Below are 22,574 nucleotides of genomic sequence, written 5' to 3' on the forward strand. Positions count from 1 at the left end.
CGTTTTCAAAATTACTCTGCTTCTTTCTCTGGTTCTTCCACTAACTCATCTAATCGAAATAACACAACAAACTCATCCATAATGGCTTCCGTTGCTTTTAACTCCCCTGCGATCACTGGATGAATCGATTGCAGTTCTGATGACTCTAATTGTTTTTTTAATGTATCGCGCTTTGTAACAAGTTGACGGTAAAATTCTAATGCACGCCCACGACGGAAAGTTTGAGCACCTCTTCTTCTATGCTCACCATGTTCTCCATCTTTCTCGTGATGTCTATCTCGTCCTTCTTCTCTCATTTCCGTTCACCTCACATCTATCGAATACAATTGTATACCTTTGTATACAATAATACGAGATTTTTTCTTATAAGCCATAGTAAGATTGAACATTAGTACTGTTTTTTTATTGTACTTACTTCTGAAAAATCGCTAGTATGAATTAAACGATGTAAGCAAAGGGTGTCTTTATGAAAAAAGTTACAAGTGAAGTAATACAATTTCGTGGGTCGCATTATGCATTTGGGTTAAAACAAGCTGAAGCGCTGATGGGATCCGCATTATTCCAAAACCGAGAGGCTCTCTATCTACGCCTTAAGAGAAAGTTTGTTGTTGATGTACCACAAGTGAAAGCCTTATTAACCAACTACGCACCAAGTATTATTGAAGAAATTCAAGGTTTGGCAGATGGGTTACAGTTAACTGAACAGCAGGCGTACCTTCATTTTGGAGGCTATTATGCTGCCTATCCAAAGAGCGGTTGCTCAATTGTAACGGGCCAAGATTATATGATTAGAAATTATGATAATGATCCATTTAGCTACGACGGTCGTTATGTGTTCTATGCCCCTACCGATGAAGGCTATGCAACAATGGGGCCAACCATGCAAGTAACGGGCCGAATGGATGGCATGAACGAAAAGGGTCTCGTCATGGGCTATAATTTCGTCAATACAAAAAACAGTGAAGACGGCTTTGTATGCAATATGATCGGTCGCATCGTTTTAGAAAGTTGTGCCAATGTTTCTGAAGCAGTTTCCTTATTGAAGGAACTTCCGCATAAACATTCGTTCAACTATGTATTACTTGATTCATCTCGTGAAGCCCTTGCAGTCGAAGCCTCTCCACGCCGTGTGGAAATAAGATCTGCAGCTGCTTGTACGAACCATTTTCATATTTTAAAAGAAGAAAATCGTTACCGCATGGAGGATTCGAAAGCGCGTGAAGACGTTATTATGACCGCGCAATCCCACACACTTGGCCTTAAAGAAGCCTTTCAATTAATGAACAGCTCCGATAACGGCGTATTTGCTACAAAATACGGTGCATGGGATGGCACGCTTCATACAGCTGGTTACTTACCTGAGCAGCTAAAATCACTATTTGTACTTGGCGGGGATGCCCTTCCATTGGTCATTGATTTTAATAATTGGCTACAAGGAACGGACTTCACCTTCACAAAAATAAAAGGACGTCTCGCTGCGAACAGCGGCTTCGCAAATGAAATATCTATGTAAACAAAAAACTCTTTCCCAGAAATATTCCTGGGAAAGAGTTTTGTATTCTGCAAATATAGTTGAATCCGAAGATTAACGTTTTGAGAACTGAGGTGCACGACGAGCGCCGCGTAAACCTGGTTTTTTACGTTCTTTCATGCGAGAATCACGAGTTAATAGACCTGCAGCTTTTAAAGCAGCACGGAAGTCTGGATCAACTTGTAATAATGCACGAGCGATACCATGACGGATTGCGCCAGCTTGACCTGTGAATCCACCACCGTTTACGTTAACGTGAACATCATAAGAGCCTTTTGTTTCAGTAGCTACTAATGGTTGGTTGATGATTAAGTGTAAAGTTTCGTATGGTAAGTAATCACCGATTTCACGGTTGTTGATTACAATGTTACCTTCGCCTGGTACTAAACGTACGCGGGCAGTTGAGCTTTTACGGCGACCTGTGCCGATGTATTGTACTTGTGCCAAAGTTATTTCCTCCTATTATAATTTATTAATTAACCGCGTAGCTCGTAAGCTTCTGGTTTTTGTGCAGCGTGTGGATGTTCAGCGCCAGCATAAACGTTCAGTTTAGTGAACATTTGACGACCTAAAGAGTTCTTTGGAAGCATCCCTTTAATTGCTAATTCAAGCATTTGAGTCGGGTATTTTTCTTTCATTGTTGCAGCAGTACGAGTTTTTAAACCACCAGAGAATTGAGTATGGTGACGGTATAATTTCTTTTGTAATTTATTACCTGTTAACTCGATCTTTTCTGCATTAATGATGATCACATGATCACCAGTGTCAACGTTCGGTGTGAATGTTGGTTTATTTTTACCGCGTAAGATAGCAGCTACTTCAGAAGCTAAACGACCTAAAGTTTGGCCTTCTGCGTCTACTACTAACCATTTACGCTCTACTTCGTGACCTTTAGCCATGAAAGTTGTACGCATGTTTGTATCCTCCTAATCGATATAGATTACCGTTATTTTTCATTATATACACTTATAAGTTTTCGGGGCTTATCTTGTGGTGGTAATGAAAATACCATACATCATCATATAATGTATCTCGTTTAAAGTCAAGATATTTAATTGAACGCCTGGAAAGGTTGTTAACCCTATTCACATTGCCTTTTTCACTGTAAATATCTCTTTATTACGAAACTTTTTAAAAAATATTTTTGGAATTTAATAAAATACTTTTTCTAAATATAGCCCATGTGCCGATGCTGTTTTCCCCGCTTGTCCGCGGTCTTTAGAAATGATTGTCGCAGCTAATGAAGATGCTTCACGCTTCCCTGTTCCAACTTCCCAAAGTGTACCTGCAATAATACGTACCATATTATATAGGAAGCCCGTTCCTGCAATGGCCATATGTAGCTCTTCACCGTGCCACTCAAGTTGTAACTCATGCACGGTGCGTATCTTATCAACAACACTCGTATTTGCCGCGCAAAAACAACTAAAGTCATGTGTTCCAATAATCGCTTCAGCCGCTTTCTCCATCGCTTCAACATTTGGTTTCAAACCATTCGTTTCCACTGCATAATGACGTCGAAACGGGCTTTGTACTGCGCTACAATCCCAAATATAACGATAGCGTTTCCCCGTCACATTAAAACGTGCGTGAAAATCATCCGCCACTTCCTCAACATGTAACACGCGAATATCACGTGGAAGCTGTACATTCAATGCCTTCATATATCTGTCAGCAGGAATCGCGAGCGGCGTATCAAAATGAATCGATTGCCCTGTGGCATGGACACGCGCGTCGGTACGACCACTCGCTGTAATTTTCACGTGGGCACCCTTATGCATGGTTTCAAGCACTTTTTCAATTTCAAGTTGGACCGTACGCTCACCAGGCTGTACCTGATAACCAGCAAACAGCGTACCATCATAACTAATCGTCGCTTTTAATCTTGTCATGTCTATACTTACTCCTTTTAACTACGTAACATCCACAGTACACCCGCAATAAGTACTAAAATGAATAAGCTTAGTGTGTCTTTCATTGTCCAATTCAGCTGACGATATCTCGTACGCCCCTCACCACCACGGTAACCACGTACTTCCATCGCTGTTGCTAAATCCTCAGCACGTTTAAATGCGCTAATAAATAGCGGGACTAAAAGCGGGACTACCGCCTTTAAGCGATCTTTCAATGGACCTGCACTCAAATCCGAGCCACGTGCCATTTGTGCTTTCATAATTTTATCCGTTTCGTCCATTAACGTTGGAATAAAACGAAGTGCAATCGACATCATTAATGCCAATTCATGTACAGGGAGTTTTAATTTTTTAAATGGATTTAATAATGTTTCTAACCCATCCGTAATCGAAATCGAAGACGTTGTTAATGTTAAAATCGATGTCATAAATACGAGCACTAAAAAACGTACGGAAATGAAAATACCTTGTCGCAAACCTTCTTCATAAATTTTCATAAAACCAAGATCTAAAAGAACTGCGCCTTCTTTTGTCATCAACAAATGCAGAATGAGTGTAAACGCCATTAAGAAAATAACTGGCTTTAATCCATTGATTAAAAAATATAAACGGATGCGAGATAGCATAATAATAAGTAATGTGAATACTAATAGTACCGCATAGGTCGTGATATTATTCGCTAAAAAGACAATGACAATAAACGTAAAAACGAATAATAACTTCGAACGTGGATCTAATTTATGAACGAACGAATTACCAGGGATGAAGCGACCGAAAATCATTTTCTCCATCATTGGTCTTCACGCCCCTCTCGGATAGCTTGACCCAGTTCGATTGCCAGCTCTTCTTCAGTTAAGCAAATTTTGGATAGCTTTTTATTCATCATTTTTTCGATTTTTTGTTGGAAGCGTACGATGCGCGGAGGCTCTAAACGATAGTTTGACAATGTCTCTATATCTGTAAACAATTCGCGTGGCTCTCCTGTTAATACACAACGGCCCTCATGCATAATGGCTATTTTATCCGCATAACGTGCTGCATCTTCCATACTATGCGTGACTAGAATGGTTGTTAGTCCTCGTTTTTGATGTAAATCATAAAACAAGTCCATAATTTCCTTTTGCCCTCGCGGATCTAGTCCAGCCGTTGGTTCATCTAGTACGATAACTTCTGGCTCCATTGCGAGTACACCTGCAATCGCAACACGACGCATTTGTCCACCTGATAAATCAAACGGTGACTTTTCTAATACACTGTCAGGTAACCCAACAAGTGTAATCAGTTCACGCGCACGTTTTTCTGCTAATTCTTCCGAAACTCCAAAGTTCATCGGACCAAACATAATATCCTTTAACACCGTTTCTTCAAACAGCTGATGCTCAGGAAACTGAAATACTATGCCAACCTTTTGACGGATAGGCTTTAACTCTTTTGCCTTTTTATTTGCTACAATCATTCGGTCACCAATTTTCACAGTACCGCTTGTAGGTTTTAAAAGTCCGTTGAAATGTTGTAATATCGTCGATTTACCTGATCCCGTATGACCAATAATTGCTTGGTATGTACCACTCTTTACCGATAAATCTACATCATGTAGTGCGTATTTTTCAAATGGTGTCCCTTTTGAGTAAGCATAACTTACTTGTTGAAGTTGGATGTCCATAAATCATTCACCAGCTCTTCTTCTGTCATATGTTGGCCTACCAGCTGAACACCTTGCGCTTGTAAGAGTCGTGTCATTTTCATAGCAAAAGGTAGATCTAAACCAAATTCGGTTAACTGGTCCCCTAACGCGAAAATTTCTGATGGTGTCCCTTCTGCATACTTCTTCCCATCATTCATAAAAATTACACGGTCTGCTAAAAGTGCTTCTTCTAAATCATGCGTAATTGATAAAACCGTTAAGCCGATTTGTTCACGTAGTGCCTGTACAATCTTAAGTACTTCGTCTCGCCCTTGTGGATCAAGCATCGAAGTCGCTTCATCTAATATTAAAATTTGAGGGTGCATCGCTAAAGCGCCAGCAATCGCTACTCGTTGCTTTTGTCCACCTGATAAATGGTGTGGTTCATGATTTAAGAAGCTTTCCATCTTCACTTGTCGTAATGCCTCTTGCACACGCTTTACCATTTCTTCATATGGAACACCGTTGTTTTCCAATGAAAATGCAACATCGTCTTGCACAGTAGCCCCTACAAATTGATTATCTGGATTTTGAAATACCATTCCTATTTGTGAGCGAATTTCCCATAAATTCTCTTCTGTTAGTACATCTCGCTTTATACGTACTTCACCTTGCTCTGGGAATAATAAACCGCTCATCAATTTCGCCATTGTTGATTTTCCAGAACCATTATGACCAACAATTGCAATCCATTCTCCTTTATTAATCGAGAATGTCACATTTTGCACTGCTTTATATGCTGTTGGTTCGTCTGGTGTATATGAAAAAGTTACATCATTAAATGATAAAATTTCAGTCACGCTCATCTTTACTCCTCTCTATCTCTGCTCTACACATAACTTACACGTTTTCTTCACGTGTTGCTAGCTTTTCCTGGGAAATTATATCAACATATATAAAAATAAAGCACGTTTTCAAACAAGTCTGACGGATGAGGTCACCTATTTAAACGTACTTTATGTTTGCATATGTATGTAGGAATTTAGGGGCTCAACCCTAATTCCATTAAATAAAAAAGCGCGCACCTCATTCAGAGAAATGCGCTTGTCATTACATTTACAAAATAGATGGGTGCTCAAGCCCACTATTTGTTGAATGAGGTGCGGAGAGCTAAACGAGACGCCAGCATAAATGCTCCGCTCATCATAACGCTCAGCTTATTTATTGTCGTATAAATCGTTAAATAAATTATACCTCAGCAAAATCTATGATATTTGCAAGGCTTGAATTTTTTCAACTAGTGTTTAACACTGGCGAAAAAAACTAAAAAAGAGGGGTGCGGGTTCAACCGGTGAACCGGACACCCCTCTACCCATTTCATTGTCGCTTAGAATTAAACTAATTCGATAATTACTACTGGTGCGCCGTCTCCACGACGAGGACCTACTTTAAGAATACGAGTGTAACCACCTTGACGCTCTGCATAACGCGGTGCAATATCGTCAAATAATTTTTGAAGTGCGAAAACAGTTTTTTCTTCTTCGCCTTCTCCAACTGTTACTAGCTCACGACGGATGAATGCAGCCGCTTGACGACGTGCGTGTAAATCACCGCGTTTACCTAAAGTAATCATTTTTTCAACAGCTTTACGAGTTTCTTTAGCGCGCGCTTCAGTAGTTTCGATGCGCTCGTTGATAATTAAATCAGTAGCTAAGTCACGTAGTAATGCCTTACGTTGAGAACTTGTACGACCAAGTTTTCTGTAACCCATGGACGTTTCCCTCCTTTAAATGTATCTGATCTAGCTATATTTTATAAGTTTTCGCTTAGTCTTCTTTACGTAATCCTAAACCAAGCTCTTCTAACTTATGCTTAACTTCTTCTAAAGACTTGCGACCAAGGTTACGTACCTTCATCATGTCGTCTTCTGACTTGTTAGCTAACTCTAATACCGTATTGATACCAGCGCGCTTTAAGCAGTTGTAAGAACGAACAGAAAGATCAAGTTCTTCGATAGTCATCTCTAATACTTTTTCTTTTTGATCTTCTTCTTTTTCGACCATAATTTCAGCAGTTTGTGCCTCATTAGTCATGCCTACAAAGATATTTAAGTGTTCAGTTAAAATTTTCGCTCCAAGTGAAATCGCCTCTTTAGGACCGATGCTTCCATCTGTCCATACATCAAGTGATAACTTGTCGTAGTCAGAATTTTGTCCAACACGAGTATTCTCTACTTGGAAGTTGACGCGTGAAACTGGAGTGTAAATAGAGTCGATCGGGATCACGCCGATAGGAAGATCCTCACGTTTGTTTTGATCAGCAGGAGTATAACCACGACCACGTTGTGCGTACATACGCATACGTAGGTGACCATTTTTAGCGATTGTTGCGATATACAGTTCTGGGTTTAAAATTTCTACATCACTGTCATGTGTAATGTCAGCAGCAGTAACCGTTCCGTCACCTTTTATGTCAATCTCAATGACTTTTTCTTCGTCAGAGTAGATTTTTAAAGCTAGCTTTTTCACGTTTAAGATAATTGAAGCAACATCTTCTACAACGCCTTCTACTGTTGAGAATTCATGTAGTACGCCGTCAATTTGAATTGACGTTACAGCAGCTCCAGGTAATGAAGACAGAAGGATACGACGTAGTGAATTTCCCAAAGTGTTACCATATCCGCGCTCAAGCGGTTCTACAACAAATTTGCCATATTTAGCATCTTCGCTAATCTCCACTGTTTCAATCTTTGGTTTTTCAATTTCGATCATTCCAATTTACCCTCCTTCAAAACATCTAATGTATAGGTTTATACCATCATAGTTGTCAATCTAAGTTAGATTTAATAATGCACAAGACAAATGTACAAGAAACATGATGTACCTAGAAGTGTTATACCTCTAAGCAGCACCTATTACACGCGACGACGTTTTGGCGGACGGCAACCGTTATGAGGAACTGGAGTAACGTCTTTAATAGCAGTTACTTCTAAACCAGCAGCTTGAAGTGCACGAATTGCAGCTTCACGACCAGAACCAGGACCTTTTACTGTAACTTCTAAAGTTTTAATACCATGTTCCATAGAAGTTTTTGCAGCTGCTTCAGCAGCCATTTGAGCTGCGAATGGAGTAGATTTACGTGAACCACGGAAACCTAAAGCACCAGCTGAAGACCAAGATAATGCGTTACCTTGCATATCAGTGATCGTTACGATTGTATTGTTGAATGTAGAACGGATGTGAGCAATACCAGATTCGATATTTTTTTTCACACGACGTTTACGAGTTTGTTGTTTACGAGCCATGTTAAGAAGGAACCTCCTTTACTTAATTATTTTTTCTTGTTCGCTACAGTTTTACGAGGACCTTTACGCGTACGCGCATTGTTCTTCGTATTTTGACCACGAACAGGTAAACCACGACGGTGACGGATACCGCGTAATGAAGAGATTTCCATTAAACGTTTGATGTTTAAAGAAATTTCACGACGTAGGTCACCTTCTGTTTTGTATGAATCTAATTGTTCACGGATTTGATTTAATTGATCTTCTGTTAAGTCTTTAACGCGGATGCTTTCGTCAATACCAGCAGCTGCTAATACTTTTTGAGAAGTCGTTTTACCAATACCGTAAATGTAAGTTAATGAAATTACAACGCGTTTATCGCGAGGAATGTCAACACCAGCAATACGTGCCATTCGTTAGTGCACCTCCTTGATTAATTATCCTTGTTTTTGTTTGTGTTTAGGATTTTCACAGATTACCATTACTTTACCGCGTCGGCGAATTACTTTACATTTTTCGCAGATCGGTTTCACAGATGGTCTCACTTTCATCTAACCTAACCTCCTTAATAGTCCGGAGTGCAAAAGATTATTTAAAACGGTATGTGATACGACCGCGAGTTAAATCATAAGGAGATAACTCAATAGTAACCTTATCTCCAGGTAGGATACGGATAAAGTGCATACGAATCTTTCCAGATACGTGTGCAAGCACAGTGTGCCCATTTTCTAATTCTACCTTAAACATCGCGTTTGGCAAAGTCTCAACAACTGTCCCTTCGACTTCAATTACATCGTCTTTCGCCATCTTCTCGACTCCCTTCTATATGTTAATTCTCAAAAAACTCATGTGAGCTCTTGCAACTGTTTTCTCCTAAATAAGAAGCAACTCGTTTCAACATATGTTTTGGATTGCATGAGAGATGTTCAATAAGACGCTCGTCTGGTTTCGCTTCACACAATCCATGGAATATACAGTATCTAATTAATGGAACTGTATCCCTTATGTTAACACGATAGCCGGAATGTCTTGGATGAGAGATTCATACCCGTTACACAGATGCTTCCACGAAACCCATTATACCTTGAAAAGATGTCATCACACAGTGAAGTGCTCAACCTTTGCAGTATATAGCGGGTACTATATGCTTTTGCAACTCTCAAAAAATTATGTTTCGTTGTTGCCTCCGCATTGACTACCGCGGAAGCTGTCTAGCGTCCAGACGGATATCAGCTGCGGTTGCCCTGTAAAAGAGCATCAAGATCAGCAAATACTTTGGAAATTTCTTGCTGTCCATTAATATTTGTAAGTACACCCTTTGCTTCATAGAAATCAAGTAAAGGTTGCGCTTGGTTCATATTTACTTCCAGGCGATTTGCAACCGTTTCAGGATTATCATCCGCACGTGTGTATAACTCGCCACCATCTTTATCACATTTTCCTTCCTCTATAGGAGGATTGAAAACTAAGTGATAAGAAGAGCCACATGTTTTACAAATGCGACGACCACTTAAGCGTGCGATCAATTCTTCTTTTTCGACTTGAACATTAATTGTATATTCAACTGGACGACCTAGTTCTTCAAGGATGCTATCTAAAGCTTCAGCTTGAGGAACTGTACGTGGGAATCCATCTAATAAGAATCCTTTTTCGCAATCTTTTTGTGAAAGACGCTCACGAACAATACCAATCGTTACTTCATCAGGAACCAAAGCACCTTGATCCATAAACGATTTTGCTTGTATACCTAATTCTGTGCCTTCTTTAATAGCTGCACGGAACATGTCACCCGTAGAAATATGAGGGATTGCGTACTTCTCAACAATTTTGTCAGCTTGAGTACCTTTACCAGCACCTGGTAGACCCATTAAAACGATATTCATAAGAATGCTCCCCCTTATAAACTACGCGGGTCAGGAAACAAAATTGTCTCCCAAACCTGCATTATTTCATAAAGCCTTTATAATGACGTTTCACTAATTGAGACTCTAATTGCTTCATCGTTTCTAGTGCAACACCAACTACGATAATCATACTTGTTCCCCCGATTTGAGCCGAAGCTGGCAGGTTCATGAAGTTAATGAATAAAATCGGCATTACAGCAATAACTACTAAGAATAGAGAACCAACAAATGTTAGTCGATAAAGGACTTTTGTTAAGTAAGCTTGAGTGTCATTACCTGGGCGAATACCCGGGATGTAGGCACCTTGCTTTTTCAAGTTATCAGCCACATTTTCCGGATTCACTTGAATGAATGCGTAGAAATATGCAAAAGCAATAATTAATACAACATAAATTAACATCCCTACTGGTTTTGTATAATCAAAAGTGTTTGAGATGAATGATGTTACGTTATTATCACCAAAGAATGTCGCTAAAGTTTGTGGTGTTACAATAAACGCTACCGCGAAGATTACCGGAATAACCCCTGCAGCATTTACTTTTAAAGGTAAGTGAGTTTGTTGTGCACCAATCTTAGGCGAATTACCAGCAACTCGTTTTGCGTATTGAATAGGGATTTTACGTAACGCTTGTTGAATGTAAATAACCCCAATAATAACTGCAAGTAGCACTAAAACTAATAAAGCTAGGATGACAATCTTAATGAAAAGTTGATCTCCTGCTCCCTCAATTTGTTGTGCATAAATTTGATTTACTGCATTAGGAAACGCAGCGACGATCCCAGCGAAGATAATAATAGAAATACCATTACCAACACCATAAGCAGTAACTTGTTCAGCTAACCACAATAGGAATGCTGTACCTGCTGTTAAAACAACAGCAATTGTTAAATACGATTGAATACTAGTATCTGCAATCAATGATCCGCCGTACATTTGGTTAAACCCAAATGACATAGCGAAAGATTGAATAAATGCTAGAACAATCGTGAAATAACGAGTGAATTGAGCTAACTTACGTCGGCCAACATCACCCTGTTTAGACCATTCGGCAAACTTTGGTACAACGTCCATTTGCAATAACTGCGTAATGATTGAGGCTGTGATGTAAGGCATAATCCCCATCGCGAAGATCGAGAAGTTTTTCAATGCACCACCGCCAAACGTATTAAGGAAACCTACTAAGTTAAACTCATCAGTTGCCTTTAATACATCTGCGTTAACGTTAGGTACCGGGATGAATGTCCCGATACGAAAAACGATTAACATTAATAATGTGAAGATGATTTTATTTCGTATATCTCGAACGCGCATAAAGTTAGAGATTGTCTGAAACATTAAATCACCTCAGTAGTTCCGCCAGCGTTTTCAATTGCTTCTTTAGCAGAAGCAGAGAATTTGTGAGCTTTGACTGTAAGCTTAACGTTTACAGTACCATGACCTAGAATTTTGATTCCAGCTTTTTCATTGCTCACGATACCAGTTTCTAATAATAATGCAGGTGTTACTTCTGCACCTTCTTCGAAACGGTTTAACGCATCAATATTTAAGATAGCGTATTCTTTACGGTTAATGTTCGTAAAGCCACGTTTAGGTAAACGACGGAATAAAGGGTTTTGACCACCCTCGAATCCAGGGCGAACACCGCCGCCAGAACGAGAATTTTGACCTTTAGTACCTCTACCTGCAGTTTTACCATTACCAGAACCGATACCACGACCTACGCGATTGCGTACTTTACGCGATCCTTCTGCTGGTTTTAACTCATGAAGTTTCATATGAGAGCACCTCCTTGTTCAATAATGTGAAATTAAATTTCTTCAACTGTAACTAAGTGAGCTACTTTTGTTAACATACCACGGATAGCAGCATTATCTGCTTGTTCCACAGTTTGATTTAATTTACGTAATCCTAATGCCTCAACAACTTTACGTTGGTTTGGTTTAGTACCGATCACAGATTTTGTAAGGGTGATTTGTAATTTAGTCATTATAATTCCCCCCTTATCCTAATAACTCTTCCACTGATTTACCGCGTAGTTTTGCTACATCTTCTGCGCGTTTTAATTCAGTTAAACCTGCTACAGTTGCGCGCACCATGTTAATTGGTGTGCTTGAACCAAGAGATTTTGAAAGAATATCAGTAATACCCGCTAGTTCTAGTACGGCACGTACTGGACCACCAGCGATAACTCCTGTACCAGGAGCTGCAGGTTTGATTAAGATTGAACCTGCACCGAAGCGACCTTGCACTAAGTGTGGAGTAGTTCCACCCACGCGTGGTACTTCGATTAAGTTTTTCTTCGCGTCTTCAACAGCTTTGCGGATTGCGTCTGGAACCTCTTGGGCTTTACCAGTACCGAAACCTACATGACCATTTTTATCTCCAACTACAACTAATGCAGTGAAGCGGAAGCGACGACCACCTTTAACAACTTTAGCAACACGGTTAATTGTAACAACGCGTTCTTCAAGTTCTAATTTGTTTGCGTCAATGCGACTCATGAAGTATGTCCCTCCTTCTTATTAAAATTCTAAGCCGTTTTCACGTGCAGCTTCAGCTAAAGCTTTCACACGACCATGATATAAGTAACCGCTACGGTCAAATACCACAGTAGTAATATTTTTTTCAGCAGCGCGTTTAGCGATTGTTTCACCGATTTTAGTAGCAGCTTCAATGTTTGATACTAACTCTTTGAAATCTTTTTCTTGAGTATTAGCAGAAACTAAAGTTACACCAGCTACATCGTCGATTAGTTGTGCATAAATGTTCTTATTAGAACGGAATACGTTTAAACGAGGACGTTGTGCAGTACCCGAAATTTTAGAACGAACACGCCCATGACGTTTTTTACGAACTTGATTTTTGTCTTGTTTCGTAATCACAGAGGTCACTCCTTTCTAGATTGATGCGGTTTTAGGCCGCATTATTTACCTGTTTTACCTTCTTTACGGCGAACGAATTCACCTTCGTAACGAATACCTTTACCTTTATAAGGCTCTGGCGGACGTACGTCGCGGATGTTAGATGCTAATGCACCAACACGCTCTTTAGAAATACCTTTAACGATGATTTTAGTGTTTGAAGGAACTTCAACCTCTAAACCTTCTTCAGGTGTAAACTCAACTGGGTGAGAGAAACCTACGTTCAATACAAGCTTTTTGCCTTGTAATTGAGCACGGTAACCTACACCAATAAGTTCTAGAGAGCGAGAGAAACCTTCAGAAACACCAGTTACCATGTTAGCTAATAACGCACGAGTTGTACCGTGGTTAGTACGGTGTTCTTTCGAATCAGAAGGACGAACAACTGAAAGCATGTTGCCTTCTTGTTCGATTTTCATATCTTGATTAAATTGACGAGTTAATTCGCCTTTTGGACCTTTAACAGTAACTAAGTTGCCTTCAGCGACTACTACAGTTACGTTAGCAGGTACCTCGATACTTTTTTTACCTACGCGAGACATTTATATTGCACCTCCGTTCTTTTCTTACTAATTACCAAATGTATGCTAAGATTTCTCCGCCAACTTGTTTAGCGCGAGCTTCTTTGTCAGTTAATAAGCCATTTGAAGTTGATACTAAAGCGATACCAAGACCATTTAATACTTTTGGTACTTCAGTTGTTTTAGCATATACACGTAAACCTGGTTTTGAGATACGTTTAAGACCAGTAATTACGCGCTCGTTATCTTTACCATATTTTAAGAAAATACGGATGATACCTTGCTTGTCGTCTTCTACATATTCAACATCACGTACGAAACCTTCACGCTTTAAAATTTCAGCGATCTCTTTCTTTACGTTAGAAGCAGGAACTTCTAACTTCTCGTGACGTACCATGTTTGCATTACGAATGCGTGTAAGCATGTCTGCAATTGGATCAGTCATTGTCATGAAAATTTACCTCCTTCCCAAATTAGGGGATTACCAGCTGGCTTTTTTAACGCCAGGAATTTGTCCCTTATATGCAAGTTCACGGAAACAAATACGGCAAAGTTTAAATTTGCGGTATACAGAGTGTGGACGGCCACAGCGTTCACAACGTGTATATTCTTGTACTTTGAACTTTTGCGTGCGTTGTTGTTTAACAACCATAGATTTTTTAGCCAAGTTTTTCGCCCTCCTTGTTTAAATTACTTTTGGAACGGCATACCGAACTGTGTTAATAACTCGCGAGCTTCTTCGTCAGAATTCGCAGTAGTTACGATAACGATGTCCATACCGCGTACTTTTGAAACTTTATCGTAATCAATTTCAGGGAAAATTAATTGTTCTTTAACACCTAAAGTGTAGTTACCGCGACCATCGAATGCTTTTTTAGAAACACCACGGAAGTCACGTACACGTGGAAGTGCGATAGCGATTAATTTATCCAAGAATTCATACATACGCTCACCGCGTAATGTAACTTTAGCACCGATTGCTTGACCTTCACGAAGACGGAAACCAGCGATTGATTTTTTTGCTTTTGTTACAACTGGTTTTTGACCAGTGATAATTGTTAATTCTTCAACAGCTACATCTAAAGCCTTAGAGTTTTGAACAGCGTCACCAACACCCATGTTGATTACGATTTTGTCTACTTTAGGGATTTGCATAACTGATTTATATTCGAATTTGCTCATAAGAGCAGATGATACTTCGTTTAAATATTTTTCTTTTAGGCGGCTCATGTGTGTACCTCCCTTCTTAGTTTACTTGTTAGTCGATTACTACACCGGATTTTTTTGCAACACGAACTTTATTGCCATCTTTGATCTCAAAACCTACACGAGTCGGCTCGCCAGATTTAGGATCGATTAGCATTACGTTCGAAATGTGGATTGCAGCTTCTTGAGATACAATACCACCTTGTGGGTTCAATTGGTTAGGTTTAACGTGTTTCTTAACGATGTTTACCCCTTCAACAAGAACGCGGTCTTGTTTTGGGAAAGCAGCTAAGATAACGCCTTCTTTACCTTTGTCTTTACCAGTAATTACTTTTACTTTATCGCCCTTTTTAACATGCATTTTGTGTCGCACCTCCTTGATTGGTACTGTCATGAAATTAAAGAACTTCTGGAGCTAGAGAAACGATTTTCATGAAGTTGCCATCACGTAATTCACGTGCAACTGGTCCGAAAATACGAGTTCCGCGTGGTGATTTATCATCTTTGATGATTACGCAAGCATTCTCGTCAAATTTGATGTAAGTACCGTCTTTACGACGAGCACCTGTTTTAGTGCGAACGATAACAGCCTTAACAACGTCACCTTTTTTGACAACGCCACCTGGTGTTGCTTTCTTAACGGTACAAACAACGACATCACCGATGTTAGCAGTTTTACGTCCAGAACCACCAAGTACTTTAATTGTTAAAACTTCACGTGCACCTGAGTTGTCAGCAACTTTCATACGACTTTCTTGTTGAATCACTTAGGTTACCTCCCCTCGGAAATTATATTTTATTCCGAAATGTGTTATTAAATAATAACCGCTTTTTCTACAACTTCAACTAAACGGAAGCGCTTAGTAGCTGATAGCGGGCGAGTTTCCATGATACGTACGATATCACCGATTTTCGCAGTGTTTAGCTCATCATGAGCCTTAAACTTTTTAGAGTATTTTACACGTTTGCCATAAAGCGCATGCTTTTTATGTGTTTCGATTAAAACAGAAATTGTTTTATCCATTTTGTCTGAAACAACGCGGCCTGTGTAAACTTTGCGTTGATTGCGCTCAGTCATACTTAGAACCCTCCTTTATCAGTTATTTGCACTGATTTCTCTTTCACGAATCACAGTTTTCATACGTGCGATCGCTTTGCGAACTTCACGGATGCGAGCTGTGTTTTCTAATTGACCAGTCGCCAATTGGAAGCGAAGGTTGAAAAGCTCTTCTTTCAGTGATTTCACTTTTAATTCGATTTCTGAATTCGCAAGGTCACGGATATCATTAGCTTTCATTAGATTCACCACCAGTTTCTTGACGTTTTACAATTTTAGTTTTCACAGGAAGTTTGTGTGATGCTAAACGAAGTGCTTCACGTGCGATCTCTTCAGATACACCAGCGATTTCGAACATTACTTTTCCTGGTTTTACTACTGCTACCCAACCTTCAGGAGAACCTTTACCAGAACCCATGCGGACTTCTAGAGGCTTTTTCGTGTAAGGCTTATGTGGGAAGATTTTAATCCAAACTTTACCGCCACGTTTCATGTAACGAGTCATTGCGATACGTGCTGCTTCGATTTGACGGTTAGTAATCCAAGATGCTGTTGTAGCTTGTAAGCCAAACTCACCGAAAGATACTTCTTTACCGCCTTTCGCTTCACCACGCATGTTACCACGGTGTTCACGACGATATTTTACGCGTTTAGGTAATAACATATTATTTGCCTCCTTCCACAGAGTTCTTTTTAGTTGGAAGAACTTCGCCACGGTAGATCCAAACTTTAACGCCTAGTTTACCGTAAGTTGTATCCGCTTCAGCATGTGCATAATCAATGTCAGCACGTAATGTATGAAGTGGGACAGTTCCTTCACTATAGTGTTCAGCACGCGCGATATCAGCGCCACCTAAACGACCAGATACTTGTGTTTTAATACCTTTAGCACCCGAACGCATTGTGCGTTGGATTGCTTGTTTTTGAGCACGACGGAATGATGCGCGGTTCTCAAGTTGACGAGCGATATTTTCTGCTACTAGACGAGCATCTAAATCAGCACGTTTAATTTCAATAATATTGATGTGTACACGTTTACCAGTTACATCAGATAAGTATTTACGTAAGTTTTCGACTTCCGTACCACCTTTACCGATTACCATACCTGGTTTAGCAGTGTGAATTGTAACATTTACGCGATTTGCTGCGCGTTCGATTTCTACTTTAGATACAGATGCATCTTTAAGTTGAGTTTCGATATATTTACGAACTTTGATATCTTCGTGTAAAAGATCTGCGTAGTCTTTTTCAGCGAACCACTTTGACTCCCAGTCACGAATAATACCAACACGTAGTCCTATTGGATGTACTTTTTGACCCACGGATTATCCCTCCTTCTTCTCAGATACCACGATTGTAATGTGGCTTGTACGTTTGTTAATTGCCGATGCACGACCTTGTGCACGCGGACGGAAACGTTTTAATGTTGGACCTTCATCAACAAAGATTTCAGATACAACTAAGTTGTTCATATCTAACTCGTAGTTATGTTCAGCGTTAGCAACTGCAGATTTTAATACTTTCTCAACGACTGGAGACGCCGCTTTTGGAGTATGACGTAAAATTGCAACTGCTTCACCGATTTGCTTTCCTCGAATTAAGTCTACTACTAGACGAACTTTACGAGGAGCGATACGAACTGTACGAGCGATAGCTTTAGCTTGTGTCATTAGGATTTACCTCCTCTCAAAATTAGCGTCTTGTTTTCTTGTCATCTGCACCGTGACCTTTGTAAGTACGTGTTGGTGCAAACTCACCTAGTTTATGACCTACCATATCTTCAGTTACGTATACAGGAACGTGTTTACGTCCGTCATATACAGCGATTGTTAAACCGATGAAGTTAGGGAAAATCGTAGAACGGCGAGACCAAGTTTTAATTACTTGTTTCTTTTCAGAAGCCTCTTGCGCTTCCACCTTTTTCATAAGGTGATCGTCTGCAAAAGGGCCTTTTTTCATGCTGCGACCCATTTAGGAACCTCCCTCCGTGATACCACCACGGTTCGCCTATGGAACCGTAGTTTTAACACATTATTTTTTACGTCCGCGAATAATAAATTTAGATGATTTATTTTTCTTGTTACGAGTTTTGTAACCAAGAGCTGGTTTGCCCCATGGTGTCATTGGAGATTTACGTCCGATTGGAGAACGTCCTTCACCACCACCGTGTGGGTGATCGTTAGGGTTCATTACAGAACCACGAACTGTTGGGCGTTTACCTAACCAACGATTACGACCTGCTTTACCAATGTGGATAAGTTCGTGTTGTTCATTACCAACTTGACCGATTGTAGCACGGCAAGTAGCAAGGATTAAACGTACTTCACCAGATTGTAAGCGAACGATTACATATTTACCTTCACGGCCTAATACTTGTGCAGAAGTACCAGCTGAACGTACTAATTGTCCACCTTTACCAGGTTTCATTTCGATGTTATGGATTGTAGTACCCATTGGAATGTTAGCTAATGGTAAAGCGTTACCCACTTTGATGTCCACTTCTGGACCTGAAACGATCATTTGACCTACTTCAAGACCTTTTGGAGCTAGGATATAACGTTTTTCACCGTCAGCATAGTTAATTAATGCGATGTTCGCAGAACGGTTTGGATCGTACTCAATTGTAGCAACGCGTCCTGGAATGCCATCTTTAAGACGTTTAAAGTCGATAACACGGTATTGTTTCTTGTGACCACCACCGTGATGACGAACAGTAATTTTACCCTGGTTGTTACGACCAGCTTTGCGTTTAGTTGACTCTAATAAAGACTTTTCAGGTTTATTAGTAGTGATTTCGGCAAAATCAGATGATGTCATGTTACGACGACCAGCTGAGGTTGGCTTATACTTTTTAATCGCCATTTGTTTTCCCTCCTTCTTTAGGGTTGAGTTATATTAAAATTAGATTTCGAATAATTCGATTTCTTTAGAATCAGCAGTTAATTTAACAATCGCTTTACGACGTTTGTTAGTGTATCCACCGAATTTACCAACGCGTTTAAACTTACCTTTGTAGTTCATTACGTTTACTTTCTCAACTTTAACGCCGAAGATTTCTTCTACTGCGTCTTTAACTTGAGTTTTGTTAGCGCGAGTGTCTACTTCAAAAGTATACTTTTTCTCTGCCATAATTTCTGAAGAACGCTCAGTAATGACTGGACGTTTTAAAATATCACGTGCTTCCATTATCCAAGCACCTCCTCAACTTTTTTCACAGCGTCTTGAGTGAAAACAACTTTATCGTGACCTAATAGGTCTAATACGTTGATTCCTTCAGCTGTTAACACTGTAACACCAGGGATGTTACGAGCAGATAAAGCTACATTTTCGTTAACTTCAGCAGTTACGAATAATGCTTTTTTGCTGATTTCTAATGCAGTTAATACTGCTTTGAAATCTTTAGTTTTTGGTGCATTTAATGTTAATGCATCAAGTACTACGAAGTTTTGTTCTAATACTTTAGCAGATAAAGCAGATTTAAGTGCTAAACGACGAACTTTCTTAGGTAGTTTGTATGCGTAACTACGTTGTGTAGGACCGAATACAACACCACCACCACGCCATTGCGGAGAGCGGATCGAACCTTGACGAGCACGACCAGTTCCTTTTTGACGCCATGGCTTACGACCACCACCAGCAACTTCTGAACGGTTTTTAACTTTGTGATTACCTTGACGTAAAGATGCGCGTTGAGCAACAATTGCGTCGAATAATACAGCTTCGTTTGGCTCGATTCCGAAAATCGCATCGTTTAATTCGATTTCGCCAACTGAAGCACCTGTTTGACTAAGTACTGAAACCTTTGTCATTCCTGTTTCCTCCTTTCTTTAAGAGAATTATTTTGATTTAATAGCAGATTTAACTGTTACTAATGCTTTTTTAGAACCAGGAACATTACCTTTTACTAATAGTAGGTTACGTTCAACATCAACCTTAACGATCTCAAGGTTTTGAATTGTTACAACAGTACCACCCATTTGACCAGGTAATTTCTTTTGTTTAAATACGCGGTTCGGAGCAACTGGACCCATTGAACCAGGACGACGGTGGTAACGAGAACCGTGGGCCATAGGACCACGAGATTGACCATGGCGTTTAATTACACCTTGGAAACCTTTACCTTTAGTAATACCTGTTACATCAATTACATCGCCTTCTGCGAATACTTCTACCTTGACTTCTTGACCAACTTCGTAAGAAGCAACTTCTAAGTTGCGGAACTCACGGATGAAGCGCTTAGGAGCCGTGCTTGCTTTCGCTACGTGGCCTTGTTCAGGTTTGTTAGAAAGCTTAACGCGCTTGTCTTCGAAACCAACTTGGATTGCTTCGTAGCCGTCAGTTTCAACAGTTTTCTTTTGTAAAACTACGTTTGGAGTAGCTTCGATTACTGTTACTGGGATAAGATCTCCGTTTTCAGCGAAAACTTGAGTCATACCAATTTTTCTACCTAAGATTCCTTTAGTCATTTGTCACACCTCCTGTAAATTTTAAAAAATGTTTATATTTGTTTTTTACCATTAAAGTTTGATTTCGATATCAACGCCAGATGGTAAATCAAGCTTCATTAACGCGTCGACAGTTTGTGGTGTCGGGTTAACGATGTCGATAAGACGTTTATGTGTGCGCATTTCAAATTGCTCACGAGAATCTTTGTATTTGTGAACCGCACGTAAGATCGTGTATACAGATCTTTCAGTAGGTAGTGGGATCGGACCCGATACACCAGCACCTGAACGTTTCGCAGTTTCAACGATTTTCTCAGCAGATTGATCAAGGATACGGTGATCATACGCTTTTAAACGAATACGAATTTTTTGTTTTGCCATTACTTTCCCTCCTTCTCGCCTATTTTCTAGACATTCTCCACGAAAATTTCTCCTACACACCGCCATGGCAAAGCGGCCGGGTGTGTCGGCAACCTCTCGTTTCATCGCAGTCAAAGACCAACATTCAACATTATATACAATAAAAAAGAAAATCGCAAGTGTTTTAGCAAAATTCTTTTTTTAATAATGTTTAATTCTTTATTTTAATACGTTCGCTCTTTTTGAGCCGTTTTCTAGTATATAAGACTATTAGCTTGAAAGCAACCGAAAAGAAATAAAACCTTTTTAGATAAAATATTCAGAAAAATTAGATTCCCTAATTTCCTATAGTTACAAAAAAACGTCACTCTCTTTTCACTGAGAGTGACGACTATATTATAGGAAGAAAACCACTGCAAGCCATCCAAAAAGGATTTGCGGAATGTTATAAAAAAGGAATGTTGGTACGCATGTATCCCAGATATGATTGTGTTGTCCATCGACATTTAAGCCTGATGTTGGTCCGAGCGTTGAGTCTGATGCTGGAGAACCTGCATCTCCAAGAACACCCGCTGTACCGATTAAACAAATAATCGCTAAATCACTTAAACCAAGTTCTACACCTAAAGGAACAAAGATTGCTGCAATAATTGGAATGGTTGCGAAAGAAGAACCAATACCCATCGTAACGATTAAACCTACTACTAACATAATGAACACTGCCACACTTACATTACCACCGAATATATCCATTGCATTCGCCACAAGCGGTTTAACGTCTCCTGTTGCGTTAATAACAGCTGAAAATCCATTGGCTGAAATCATAACAAATCCTACGAACGCCATCATACGCATACCGTCAGATAGCACTTGATCGGCTTCTTTTATTTTTAATGCACCGGTTATATATAAAATAGCAATTCCGACAATTGAACCAATAATCATTGAATCCGTCGGAATTTGAACGGCCAATGAAGCAACTAACGCAATCGCAGCAAAAATGAGATTACGTGTTTTCACTTCTTTTTCTTGTTCGTTTGACGTTGCCACTTCTATGTTTTCATACTTACGAGGCTTACGATATGCAAAAAACGCTCCCAGAAGCCCTACAGCCATCCCTAAAGCAACGATAGCCATTGCCTTAGGAACATCACTCATTGTAACGTCAACGCCCGCTATGCCCATCTGTGTGACCACTATGTCTTGATAAATTAAGCCAAAACCAAAAGGTAAGAACATATAAGGCATTACTAAGCCAAATGTTAAAATACATGCGATTAAGCGACGATCAATTTCTAGCATATTCATTAGCTTAATCATAGGAGGTACAATTAATGGAATAAATGCAATATGCACGGGCACTAAGTTTTGAGACATAATGGCAAGTGCTAGTAATACTAAAAAGATAAGCGCTTTTGCTAAGCCTTTCTTTTGTGAATCCCCTTCACGTTGTACTAACTTTAAAATAGCTTTAACTAATACTTCAGGAATCCCTGTTCGCGAGATTGCTAATGCAAAGCCACCAAGTAACCCATAACTAAGTGCAATTGTTGCGCCTCCACCAAGACCATCAACAAATGCTTGAATTGTATCCATTATATTTAAACCACCAGCAAGGCCACCAACAATGGCTCCAATTGTTAGCGATAAAACGACGTTAATACGCAGTAAACTTAAAATAAGCATAATGCCAACTGCTACTAAAACTGCATTCATATCTCTCACTTCACTTTCGTGTGCTAAATTACTAATGTGTTAAAGTTACAAGAAATTAGCGCTTGAGTCAACGAAATCAGACGAATTAAAAC

38 protein-coding genes are annotated in these 22,574 nt (G+C 39.7%); 1 reads left to right on the forward strand and 37 read right to left on the reverse strand.

The genetic code is table 11. The features are described 5' to 3' along the window. Positions 1-11: 11 nt before the first annotated feature. Complete coding sequence (locus tag DCE79_RS17680) at positions 12-296, reverse strand: 2-keto-3-deoxygluconate kinase (RefSeq protein WP_108714256.1); 285 nt, start codon at positions 294-296, stop codon at positions 12-14. 170 nt (positions 297-466) lie between these two features. On the opposite strand from DCE79_RS17680, the gene DCE79_RS17685 reads away from it, so the two are divergent. Next, positions 467-1,513 (forward strand): C45 family autoproteolytic acyltransferase/hydrolase, encoded by a 1,047-nt coding sequence (locus DCE79_RS17685; protein WP_108714257.1) that lies wholly within the window; start codon positions 467-469, stop codon positions 1,511-1,513. A 72-nt stretch (positions 1,514-1,585) separates the two neighbouring features. Here DCE79_RS17685 and rpsI read toward each other — a convergent pair whose 3' ends face one another. From rpsI to DCE79_RS17865, 36 genes are all read right to left on the reverse strand, one after another. Further along, the gene (rpsI, locus tag DCE79_RS17690) at positions 1,586-1,978 is read right to left on the reverse strand and encodes a 30S ribosomal protein S9 (protein ID WP_108714258.1); all 393 of its coding nucleotides are present in this window, start codon (positions 1,976-1,978) and stop codon (positions 1,586-1,588) included. Between the two features lie 29 nt (positions 1,979-2,007). Further along, positions 2,008-2,445 carry a 50S ribosomal protein L13 gene (gene rplM / locus DCE79_RS17695; RefSeq protein WP_108714259.1) on the reverse strand — a complete coding sequence of 146 codons (438 nt, stop codon included), beginning with the start codon at positions 2,443-2,445 and terminating at the stop codon, positions 2,008-2,010. Between the two features lie 237 nt (positions 2,446-2,682). After that, positions 2,683-3,423, reverse strand: a complete 741-nt coding sequence (truA, locus tag DCE79_RS17700) for a tRNA pseudouridine(38-40) synthase TruA (protein ID WP_108714260.1) — start codon at positions 3,421-3,423, stop codon at positions 2,683-2,685. 17 nt (positions 3,424-3,440) lie between these two features. Continuing rightward, complete coding sequence (locus DCE79_RS17705) at positions 3,441-4,238, reverse strand: energy-coupling factor transporter transmembrane component T family protein (protein WP_108714261.1); 798 nt, start codon at positions 4,236-4,238, stop codon at positions 3,441-3,443. Further along, positions 4,235-5,107 (reverse strand): energy-coupling factor ABC transporter ATP-binding protein, encoded by an 873-nt coding sequence (locus DCE79_RS17710; RefSeq protein WP_108714262.1) that lies wholly within the window; start codon positions 5,105-5,107, stop codon positions 4,235-4,237. The genes DCE79_RS17705 and DCE79_RS17710 overlap by 4 nt, the downstream gene beginning before the upstream one ends. After that, positions 5,083-5,928, reverse strand: coding sequence for an energy-coupling factor ABC transporter ATP-binding protein (locus DCE79_RS17715; protein WP_108714532.1), 846 nt, complete (start codon positions 5,926-5,928; stop codon positions 5,083-5,085). Before DCE79_RS17715 ends, DCE79_RS17710 begins: the two co-directional genes overlap by 25 nt. Before the next feature lie 533 nt (positions 5,929-6,461). Next, a complete protein-coding gene (rplQ, locus tag DCE79_RS17720; protein ID WP_108714263.1) occupies positions 6,462-6,839 on the reverse strand; it encodes a 50S ribosomal protein L17 in 378 nt (125 codons plus the stop codon). Positions 6,840-6,894: 55 nt separating this feature from the next. After that, on the reverse strand, positions 6,895-7,839 hold the full coding sequence (locus DCE79_RS17725; protein WP_108714264.1) for a DNA-directed RNA polymerase subunit alpha: 945 nt from the start codon (positions 7,837-7,839) through the stop codon (positions 6,895-6,897). A gap of 143 nt (positions 7,840-7,982) precedes the next feature. Next, the gene (gene rpsK / locus DCE79_RS17730; RefSeq protein WP_108714265.1) at positions 7,983-8,372 is read right to left on the reverse strand and encodes a 30S ribosomal protein S11; all 390 of its coding nucleotides are present in this window, start codon (positions 8,370-8,372) and stop codon (positions 7,983-7,985) included. Between the two features lie 26 nt (positions 8,373-8,398). Next, positions 8,399-8,764 carry a 30S ribosomal protein S13 gene (rpsM, locus tag DCE79_RS17735; RefSeq protein ID WP_108714266.1) on the reverse strand — a complete coding sequence of 122 codons (366 nt, stop codon included), beginning with the start codon at positions 8,762-8,764 and terminating at the stop codon, positions 8,399-8,401. A gap of 24 nt (positions 8,765-8,788) precedes the next feature. Further along, the gene (gene rpmJ / locus DCE79_RS17740) at positions 8,789-8,902 is read right to left on the reverse strand and encodes a 50S ribosomal protein L36 (RefSeq protein ID WP_000868344.1); all 114 of its coding nucleotides are present in this window, start codon (positions 8,900-8,902) and stop codon (positions 8,789-8,791) included. 37 nt (positions 8,903-8,939) lie between these two features. Beyond that, entirely contained in the window at positions 8,940-9,158 is a 219-nt protein-coding gene (gene infA, locus DCE79_RS17745) for a translation initiation factor IF-1 (protein WP_016839390.1), read from the reverse strand. A gap of 422 nt (positions 9,159-9,580) precedes the next feature. Further along, positions 9,581-10,234, reverse strand: coding sequence for an adenylate kinase (locus tag DCE79_RS17750; RefSeq protein ID WP_108714267.1), 654 nt, complete (start codon positions 10,232-10,234; stop codon positions 9,581-9,583). A gap of 61 nt (positions 10,235-10,295) precedes the next feature. Continuing rightward, positions 10,296-11,591: a preprotein translocase subunit SecY gene (gene secY, locus DCE79_RS17755; RefSeq protein ID WP_108714268.1), complete on the reverse strand. Its 1,296-nt coding sequence runs from the start codon at positions 11,589-11,591 to the stop codon at positions 10,296-10,298. Then, entirely contained in the window at positions 11,591-12,031 is a 441-nt protein-coding gene (gene rplO / locus DCE79_RS17760; RefSeq protein WP_108714269.1) for a 50S ribosomal protein L15, read from the reverse strand. Before rplO ends, secY begins: the two co-directional genes overlap by 1 nt. Before the next feature lie 32 nt (positions 12,032-12,063). Next, entirely contained in the window at positions 12,064-12,243 is a 180-nt protein-coding gene (gene rpmD / locus DCE79_RS17765) for a 50S ribosomal protein L30 (protein ID WP_108714270.1), read from the reverse strand. Positions 12,244-12,256: 13 nt separating this feature from the next. Then, positions 12,257-12,757, reverse strand: a complete 501-nt coding sequence (gene rpsE / locus DCE79_RS17770) for a 30S ribosomal protein S5 (RefSeq protein WP_108714271.1) — start codon at positions 12,755-12,757, stop codon at positions 12,257-12,259. Positions 12,758-12,778: 21 nt separating this feature from the next. Then, on the reverse strand, positions 12,779-13,138 hold the full coding sequence (gene rplR, locus DCE79_RS17775) for a 50S ribosomal protein L18 (protein ID WP_108714272.1): 360 nt from the start codon (positions 13,136-13,138) through the stop codon (positions 12,779-12,781). A 41-nt stretch (positions 13,139-13,179) separates the two neighbouring features. Next, positions 13,180-13,719: a 50S ribosomal protein L6 gene (gene rplF, locus DCE79_RS17780; protein WP_108714273.1), complete on the reverse strand. Its 540-nt coding sequence runs from the start codon at positions 13,717-13,719 to the stop codon at positions 13,180-13,182. 31 nt (positions 13,720-13,750) lie between these two features. Continuing rightward, the gene (rpsH, locus tag DCE79_RS17785) at positions 13,751-14,149 is read right to left on the reverse strand and encodes a 30S ribosomal protein S8 (RefSeq protein WP_108714274.1); all 399 of its coding nucleotides are present in this window, start codon (positions 14,147-14,149) and stop codon (positions 13,751-13,753) included. Between the two features lie 30 nt (positions 14,150-14,179). After that, the gene (locus tag DCE79_RS17790) at positions 14,180-14,365 is read right to left on the reverse strand and encodes a type Z 30S ribosomal protein S14 (protein WP_108714275.1); all 186 of its coding nucleotides are present in this window, start codon (positions 14,363-14,365) and stop codon (positions 14,180-14,182) included. Positions 14,366-14,388: 23 nt separating this feature from the next. Further along, entirely contained in the window at positions 14,389-14,928 is a 540-nt protein-coding gene (rplE, locus tag DCE79_RS17795) for a 50S ribosomal protein L5 (protein ID WP_108714276.1), read from the reverse strand. 28 nt (positions 14,929-14,956) lie between these two features. Then, entirely contained in the window at positions 14,957-15,265 is a 309-nt protein-coding gene (rplX, locus tag DCE79_RS17800) for a 50S ribosomal protein L24 (RefSeq protein ID WP_108714277.1), read from the reverse strand. A 37-nt stretch (positions 15,266-15,302) separates the two neighbouring features. Continuing rightward, positions 15,303-15,671 (reverse strand): 50S ribosomal protein L14, encoded by a 369-nt coding sequence (gene rplN, locus DCE79_RS17805; RefSeq protein WP_108714278.1) that lies wholly within the window; start codon positions 15,669-15,671, stop codon positions 15,303-15,305. A gap of 47 nt (positions 15,672-15,718) precedes the next feature. Then, positions 15,719-15,982 carry a 30S ribosomal protein S17 gene (rpsQ, locus tag DCE79_RS17810; protein WP_108714279.1) on the reverse strand — a complete coding sequence of 88 codons (264 nt, stop codon included), beginning with the start codon at positions 15,980-15,982 and terminating at the stop codon, positions 15,719-15,721. Positions 15,983-16,000: 18 nt separating this feature from the next. After that, positions 16,001-16,201: a 50S ribosomal protein L29 gene (gene rpmC, locus DCE79_RS17815; RefSeq protein ID WP_108714280.1), complete on the reverse strand. Its 201-nt coding sequence runs from the start codon at positions 16,199-16,201 to the stop codon at positions 16,001-16,003. After that, complete coding sequence (rplP, locus tag DCE79_RS17820; RefSeq protein WP_108714281.1) at positions 16,191-16,625, reverse strand: 50S ribosomal protein L16; 435 nt, start codon at positions 16,623-16,625, stop codon at positions 16,191-16,193. Before rplP ends, rpmC begins: the two co-directional genes overlap by 11 nt. 1 nt (position 16,626) lies before the next feature. Further along, the gene (gene rpsC / locus DCE79_RS17825; RefSeq protein ID WP_108714282.1) at positions 16,627-17,283 is read right to left on the reverse strand and encodes a 30S ribosomal protein S3; all 657 of its coding nucleotides are present in this window, start codon (positions 17,281-17,283) and stop codon (positions 16,627-16,629) included. A 3-nt stretch (positions 17,284-17,286) separates the two neighbouring features. Next, positions 17,287-17,631 (reverse strand): 50S ribosomal protein L22, encoded by a 345-nt coding sequence (rplV, locus tag DCE79_RS17830; protein ID WP_108714283.1) that lies wholly within the window; start codon positions 17,629-17,631, stop codon positions 17,287-17,289. Between the two features lie 22 nt (positions 17,632-17,653). Beyond that, positions 17,654-17,932 (reverse strand): 30S ribosomal protein S19, encoded by a 279-nt coding sequence (gene rpsS, locus DCE79_RS17835; protein ID WP_108714284.1) that lies wholly within the window; start codon positions 17,930-17,932, stop codon positions 17,654-17,656. 60 nt (positions 17,933-17,992) lie between these two features. After that, positions 17,993-18,823, reverse strand: coding sequence for a 50S ribosomal protein L2 (rplB, locus tag DCE79_RS17840; RefSeq protein ID WP_108714285.1), 831 nt, complete (start codon positions 18,821-18,823; stop codon positions 17,993-17,995). 39 nt (positions 18,824-18,862) lie between these two features. Then, positions 18,863-19,147, reverse strand: coding sequence for a 50S ribosomal protein L23 (gene rplW / locus DCE79_RS17845; protein WP_008406966.1), 285 nt, complete (start codon positions 19,145-19,147; stop codon positions 18,863-18,865). Beyond that, on the reverse strand, positions 19,147-19,770 hold the full coding sequence (gene rplD, locus DCE79_RS17850) for a 50S ribosomal protein L4 (RefSeq protein ID WP_108714286.1): 624 nt from the start codon (positions 19,768-19,770) through the stop codon (positions 19,147-19,149). The genes rplW and rplD overlap by 1 nt, the downstream gene beginning before the upstream one ends. A gap of 27 nt (positions 19,771-19,797) precedes the next feature. After that, positions 19,798-20,427: a 50S ribosomal protein L3 gene (rplC, locus tag DCE79_RS17855; RefSeq protein ID WP_108714287.1), complete on the reverse strand. Its 630-nt coding sequence runs from the start codon at positions 20,425-20,427 to the stop codon at positions 19,798-19,800. A 51-nt stretch (positions 20,428-20,478) separates the two neighbouring features. Beyond that, entirely contained in the window at positions 20,479-20,787 is a 309-nt protein-coding gene (gene rpsJ, locus DCE79_RS17860) for a 30S ribosomal protein S10 (RefSeq protein ID WP_008406970.1), read from the reverse strand. Positions 20,788-21,162: 375 nt separating this feature from the next. Continuing rightward, positions 21,163-22,482: a Na+/H+ antiporter family protein gene (locus tag DCE79_RS17865; protein WP_108714288.1), complete on the reverse strand. Its 1,320-nt coding sequence runs from the start codon at positions 22,480-22,482 to the stop codon at positions 21,163-21,165. Positions 22,483-22,574 lie beyond the last annotated feature (92 nt).

This window comes from Lysinibacillus sp. 2017 (assembly GCF_003073375.1).
Classification (GTDB): domain Bacteria; phylum Bacillota; class Bacilli; order Bacillales_A; family Planococcaceae; genus Solibacillus.